5 protein-coding genes are annotated in these 6,362 nt (G+C 70.1%); 2 read left to right on the forward strand and 3 right to left on the reverse strand.

From position 1 onward, the window contains the following. Positions 1 to 100: 100 nt before the first annotated feature. Entirely contained in the window at positions 101 to 2,716 is a 2,616-nt protein-coding gene (locus AAHZ94_RS26510) for an ABC transporter permease/substrate binding protein (protein WP_349995848.1), read from the reverse strand. After that, positions 2,709 to 3,965, reverse strand: a complete 1,257-nt coding sequence (locus AAHZ94_RS26515) for a quaternary amine ABC transporter ATP-binding protein (protein ID WP_349995849.1) — start codon at positions 3,963 to 3,965, stop codon at positions 2,709 to 2,711. The genes AAHZ94_RS26510 and AAHZ94_RS26515 overlap by 8 nt, the downstream gene beginning before the upstream one ends. A 231-nt stretch (positions 3,966 to 4,196) precedes the next feature. On the opposite strand from AAHZ94_RS26515, the gene AAHZ94_RS26520 reads away from it, so the two are divergent. After that, positions 4,197 to 5,162: a 5'-3' exonuclease gene (locus AAHZ94_RS26520; RefSeq protein WP_349995850.1), complete on the forward strand. Its 966-nt coding sequence runs from the start codon at positions 4,197 to 4,199 to the stop codon at positions 5,160 to 5,162. 47 nt (positions 5,163 to 5,209) lie between these two features. After that, the gene (locus tag AAHZ94_RS26525; RefSeq protein WP_349995851.1) at positions 5,210 to 6,067 is read left to right on the forward strand and encodes a siderophore-interacting protein; all 858 of its coding nucleotides are present in this window, start codon (positions 5,210 to 5,212) and stop codon (positions 6,065 to 6,067) included. Positions 6,068 to 6,160: 93 nt separating this feature from the next. On the opposite strand, the gene AAHZ94_RS26530 is transcribed toward AAHZ94_RS26525, so the two are convergent. Beyond that, positions 6,161 to 6,362 (reverse strand): hypothetical protein (locus AAHZ94_RS26530; RefSeq protein WP_349995852.1); only part of this gene is annotated, 202 nt, incomplete at its 5' end.

The following is a 6,362-nucleotide window of genomic DNA, read 5'->3' on the forward strand; positions in this document are numbered from 1 at the left end:
GGGGGGCCGTTGCTGTTTTCCCCCCCCCCGCGCGCGCGGGCCCGGGCGCCGGGCCGCCTGGTGAGCGGCCGTGCCGCGGGACCGGGTTGGACCGTGTGGGTCAGGCGACCGGAGCCATCTTGTCCACGATTCCGGGATGGGCGTCCATCCATTTCTGGACGCCCTCTTCGACCTTGCCCTTGCCGGCTTCCTGAATGGCCGCCTCAAGGCTGCCGAGTTCTTCCTCGGTCATGTGCCAGTTCTTCAGCCACCCGTAGAACTCCGGGTACTTCTTCGGAAAGGACTTGTGGCCGAGGGAGTGCAGTTGGTTGTTCTCGCCGAACGCCTTCTTCGGGTCGGCGAGCTTCGTCAACTCGTACTTGCTGTAGGCCCAGTGCGGCGACCAGAGCACGGCCACGATCGGCTCGCGCTTCTTGTAGGCGCGCTCCAACTCGGCGAGCATCGCGGGCGAGCCCGCGTCGGTGACCTCGTACTCCCCGTCCAGGCCGTACGCCGGCAGCACCTTGTCCTTCAGCAGCTTCATCTCACCGGTGCCCGGCTCGATGCCGACGATCTTGCCCTTGAACTTCTTCGACTTGCCCTTGAGGTCGGCGAGCGACTTCACGTCCTTCACGTAGGAGGGCACGGCCAGTTCGAGGGAGGTCTTGTCGTACCAGGCGCCGATGTCGACGAGGTCCTTCTTGTACTTGTCCCAGTACTGCTTCTGCGCGACCGGCAGCCAGCCGTCGAATTCGACGTCGATCTGCCCGGCTGCCATTCCGGTGAACATCGAGCCGACGTCGTACTGCTTGACCTTCGGCTGATATCCGCGGCGTTCCAGGACGTTCTTCCACAGGAAGGTGGTGGCGACGTCCTCGTCCCACGGGAAGTAGCCGATCCGCGGCGCGGCGCCGGCGTCCTTGCCCTTGGCCTCGGCGCCGGCGACCGGGGCGATCTTGTCGACCATGCCGGGGTTCTTCTCCAGCCAGGTGCGCACGCCCTGCTGCTGGTTGCCCTTGCCTGCCTCCTGGATCTCCTGCTCCAGCGTGGTGAGCTGCTTCTCGTCGAGCTTGAAGTCCTTCATCCACTGGGCGACCTGCGGCTCCTTGTCCGCGAAGCCCTTGCGCGCCAGCAGGTGGATGCCGTCGCCCGAGCCGAACGCGCCCTTGGGGTCGGCCAGCTTGGTCATCTGGTACTTGCTGTAGGCCCAGTGCGGCGACCAGAGCGCGACCGCGACCGGCTCCTGCTTGGCGTAGGAGCGCTCCAGTTGCGAGAGCATGCCGGCGGTCGAGCCGCTGATCAGCTTGTACTCCTTGTCGAGCCCGTAGCCGGGCAGCACCTTCTCCTTGAGCAGCTTCATCTCGCCCGCGCCGGGCTCGATGCCGATGAGCTTCCCGTCGAAGGTGCCGCCCTTGCCCTTGAGGTCCGCCAACGACTTGACGCCCTTGACGTAGGAGGGCACGGCGATCTCCAGCGACGTCGGCTCGTACCAGGAGCCGAGGTCATCCAGCTTCTCGCGGTAGGTCTTCCAGTACGACTCGTGCGTCACCGGCAGCCAGGAGTTGGTCTGTACGTCGATGTCGCCCGCGGCCATGCCGGTGTAGAGCGCGCCCACCTCGTACGACTGGGTCTTCGGCTTGAAGCCGCGCTGCTCCAGGACCTCCTTCCAGAGGTAGGTGGAGGCGACGCCCTCGTCCCAGTTGATGTAGCCGATGTTGACCGAGCGGCCCTTGCCGACGTCCGCGGTGACCTGGCGGCCCTCGTCGTCGTCGCCGAAGACGTTGAGACCGCCGGCGACCAGGGCGAGCACGACCACGCCGACGGTGGCGAGCGAGGTCGCCGGGCGCCACTGGAGGACGCGCAGACCGTGCGTGGCGTCGGCGTTGCGCTTGGCGATGGCGCGGCGGCCCAGCGGCGAGACCCGCTCGCCGAGCGCGCCGGTCATCCGGTCCAGGTACATGGCGAGGATGACGACCGCCAGGCCGCCCTCGAAGCCGAGTGCCACGTCCACCGAGCTGATCGCCTCGAAGACGGAGGATCCGAGCCCGCCGCCGCCGACCATGCCGGAAATGACGACCATGGACAGGGCCAGCATGATGGCCTGGTTGACGCCGGCCATGATGGTCGGCAGTGCCAGCGGGAGCTGCACCCGGAACAGGGTGCGGCGCGGGCTGGTGCCGAACGCGTCGGCCGCCTCCACCAGTTCCTCGTCCACCTGCCGGATGCCGAGTTCCGTCATGCGCACGCTGGGCGGCATGGCGAAGACGACGGTGGCGATGGCGCCGGGCACCACACCCACGCCGAAGAAGAAGATGCCGGGGATCAGGTAGACGAAGGCGGGCATCGTCTGCATGAAGTCGAGGACCGGTCGCAGCACCGCGCTCACCACGCGGTTGCGCGCCGCCCAGATGCCGAGCGGCACCGCGAGCAGGATGGTGATGAAGCCGGCGACCAGCACCAGGGCGAGCGTCTCCATCGCCTCGTCCCACTGCTGGATCGAGTCGATCAGGGCGAACCCGGCGAAGGCCACGACGCCCGCGACGACCCCGCGCAGCCACCAGGCGATGACCGCCAGGATGCCCGCGAACAGCAGCGGTTCGGGCGCGGCCAGCACGTCGTGCAGGCCCTGGTACATGCCGTCGACGACCTTGGCGATGAAGTCGAAGAGCCAGTCGAGGTGTTCCCGCAGGTAGGTGATCCCCGAGTCGATCCACTTGCCGATGTTGAGCCTAGGCACCCGCGGTCACCTTGCCCCCGGCCGTGCCCTTGTCCGCGCCGTCGCCGGTCTTCACTGCCACGTCTTGCTGGTCCTTCTGGTCTTGCGGGTCGTCGGTGCCCCCGGCGCCCTTCGCGCCCTGTGCACCGTTCGCGCCCTGTCCGCCCTGCTCGTCCTTGGTCAGGCTCGGCGACGCGGGTTCGGTGGACCGGGTGGGCTCGCCGAGCACGGCCAGCAGCCGGGCGGCCGGCACCACGCCGATCAGCTCGCCGGCGTCGTCCACCACCGCGATCGGCTCGGAACTGGCCGAGCAGGGGACGAACAACTCGACGATGGGGGTTTCCACGGTCACGATGGCCGGCGCCGCGGCCAGCACCTCGCGTGCCGTACGGGGCGTGCCGCCGTCGCCGGGCGCCAGCACGCCGGCCGGGTCGGCCATGATCGCGCCGGCCGTGAGCACCCGGGTGCGGTCGACGTCCTGGGTGAAGGAGGCCACGTAGTCGTTGGCCGGGGTGACCAGGATGTCGCGCGCGGTGCCGATCTGCACGATCCGGCCGTCGCGCATGACGGCTATCTGGTCGCCGAGGCGCATCGCCTCGTTGAGGTCGTGGGTGATGAAGACGATGGTCTTCTTCAACCGCTTCTGGAGCTCCAGGAGCTGGTCCTGCATGTCGCGCCGGATCAGCGGGTCGAGCGCGCTGAAGGACTCGTCCATCAGCAACAGGTCGGCGTCGGTGGCCAGCGCGCGGGCCAGCCCCACGCGCTGCTGCATGCCGCCGGACAGCTCGTCGGGCCAGGAGTTCTCCCACCCGGCGAGGCCGGCGAGTTCCAGGGCCTCCTTGGCGCGCTCCTCCCGAGCCGCCCGCGGCACGCCCTGCACCTCAAGCCCGTACGCGGCGTTCTCCAGGACGCTGCGGTGCGGGAACAGCGCGAAGTGCTGGAAGACCATGCTGATCTTCCGCGAGCGCACCTCGCGCAGTTCACGCGCGCCCAGCTCGGTCAGGTCCTGACCGTCGTAGCTCACCCGCCCCGCGGTCGGCTCAAGGAGGCCGTTGAGCGTCCGGAGCAGGGTCGACTTGCCCGACCCGGAGAGCCCCATGACGACGAATATCTGGCCTGCCTCAACGGAGAACGAGGCGTCGATGACGGCCGCCGTGGTCCCCTGGGAGCGCAGCTCCTCGCGGCTCGCGCCGCCTTCAAGGGCCGTTACGGCCGCCTTCGGTCGCCTACCGAAGACCATGTACAAGTGCTCGGCTCGCAGCCTGGACACATACACCTCTCGGGTCGAAGTCACATAACGACCCGGGCCCCCGGGGGGGCTTCCCGCCGGAGCGGGAGGTCAGGTCGTGGAGCGGGCGGTTTCGGCCCGGCTGCCCAGATGCCCAATGCAATAGTTGAATGCGCTACAGGGTCCGCTCCGGGACCGCGCCTGCCCCGCCCCCTTGAAGGCAAACCCTTTCGTGGCCCACCTCACATTCCGCTCAGGTTTGCCGGGTGCGGCATGATCGGACAGGTGACCCGACGCCTGATGCTCCTCGACACCGCCTCGCTGTACTTCCGTGCCTACTTCGGCGTGCCCGACTCGGTCCGCGCCCCGGACGGCACGCCCGTCAACGCGGTGCGGGGGCTGCTCGACTTCATCGCCCGACTCGTCCAGGACCACCGCCCCGACGAGCTGGTCGCCTGCATGGACGCCGACTGGCGACCCCAGTGGCGGGTCGACCTCATTCCCTCGTACAAGGCGCACCGGGTCGCCGATGAGCCCGCCGCACCGCTGACGGCCGGCGAGCACGCGCCGCACACCGGCGACTACGCCGAGGAGGTCCCGGACACCCTCGCCCCGCAGGTGCCGGTCATCGAAGAGGTGCTGGACGCGCTCGGCATCGCCCGGGTCGGCGTGGCCGGCTACGAGGCGGATGACGTGATCGGCACCCTGGCGACCGCGGCGGGCGGCCCGGTCGACATCGTCACCGGCGACCGCGACCTCTACCAGCTCGTCAGCGACGACCGCGCGGCGCGCGTGCTCTACCCGATCAAGGGCGTGGGCACCCTCCAGATCGTGGACGAATCGTGGCTGCGCGAGAAGTACGGGGTGGACGGCTCCGGCTACGCGGACCTGGCCCTGCTCCGTGGCGACCCCAGCGACGGCCTGCCGGGCGTGCCGGGCGTCGGCGAGAAGACGGCCGCCAAGCTGCTCGCCGCCCACGGCGACCTGGCCGGCATCATGGCCGCGGCGGCCGACCCCGCCTCCAAGATCACCCCGGCGCAGCGCAAGCGGCTGGTCGAGGCCCGGGAGTACGTCGCCGTCGCGCCCCGCGTCGTACGGGTCGCCACCGACGTACCGCTGCCGCCGTTCGACCCCGCCCTACCCAGGACTCCACGCCATCCCACGGCCTTGGAAAAGTTGGCCGAACGCTGGGGTCTGGGCAGCTCACTGCACCGGGTGATCTCCACACTCGGAGCCTGAGCTGTTAAGTTAGGTAAACCTAACTTCTCTCTTAAAGTGGAGGAACCGTGACAGAACGTCCGGTCCGTAAGCAGCCGCAGCTCCACCGGGGCCGCGTGAGCCGCACCGAGCAGCTCACGCCCCACATGGTCCGCGTGGTGCTCGGTGGTGAGGGGCTAGCGAACTTCAGCGCGGGCGAGTGGACCGACCACTACGTCAAGTTGCTGTTCCCCATAGAAGGCGTCACCTACCCCGAGCCCTTCGACATCCAGCAGATCCGTGCCGAGATGCCGCGCGACCAGTGGCCGGTCACCCGCACCTACACCGTACGGAGTTGGGACCCGGTCAAGGGCGAGGTGACCGTCGACTTCGTGGTGCACGGCGACGAGGGCGTGGCCGGCCCGTGGGCCAGCAGCGTCAAGCCGGGCGAGGAGATCTACTTCCTCGGTCCCGGTGGCGCCTATGCGCCCGCGCCCGATGCCGACTGGCACCTGCTGGTGGGCGACGAGAGCGCGCTGCCGGCCATCGCGGCGGCCGTCGACCGGCTCGCGGCCGGCGGCGGGGCGAATGCCCACGTCTACATCGAGGTGGCGGACGAGAGCGAGCACCAGCCGCTCGCCGATGCGCCCGGAGTCACGGTGCAGTGGCTCTACCGGGACGGCGCCCGGGTCGGCGCCAAGCTCACCGAGGCCGTCCAGGCGCTCAGCTTTCCGGCCGGTGAGGTGCACGCCTTCGTCCACGGCGAGGCGGGCTTCGTCAAGGAACTCCGCCGCCACCTGCGCATCGAGCACCAGATCCCCCGCGAGCGTCTGTCGATCTCGGGCTACTGGCGGCTCGGCCACAACGAGGACGGCTGGCAGGCGTCCAAGCGCGAGTGGAACGCGCAGGTCGAGGCAGAACAGGAGCAGAACACGACGGCCGGCTGACCACCCGCCGCCGGCCCCGGGCACCCCGCACCGCGGCGCGCCGGCGGCCGGCTCGACCCGGCTCCCCGCGCTCCCTGCGCCTCCCCGCTCCCCTCAATTCGCCGCAGTTCCTGCGCCTTTCGCAGTTTCTGCGCCTTCTTCGAGTCCGGCACCTCTCGCGTGTCCCGCGCTGCCCGCGTGGCCGTGGGGGGGGGGGGCCGCCCCCCCCCCCCCCCCCCCCCCCCCCCCCGCCCCCCCCCCCCCCCGCGGCCCCCCCCCCCGCCCCCCCCCCCCCGCCCCCCCCGCCCCCCCCCCC

This window comes from Streptomyces sp. HSW2009, assembly GCF_040240285.1.
In the GTDB taxonomy this organism is placed as follows: Bacteria; Actinomycetota; Actinomycetes; order Streptomycetales; family Streptomycetaceae; genus Streptomyces.

Coding starts and splice junctions, on each gene's coding strand:
- AAHZ94_RS26520 (WP_349995850.1), top strand. CDS start 4,197: ATGATCGGACAGGTGACCCGACGCCTGATGCTCCTCGACACCGCCTCG.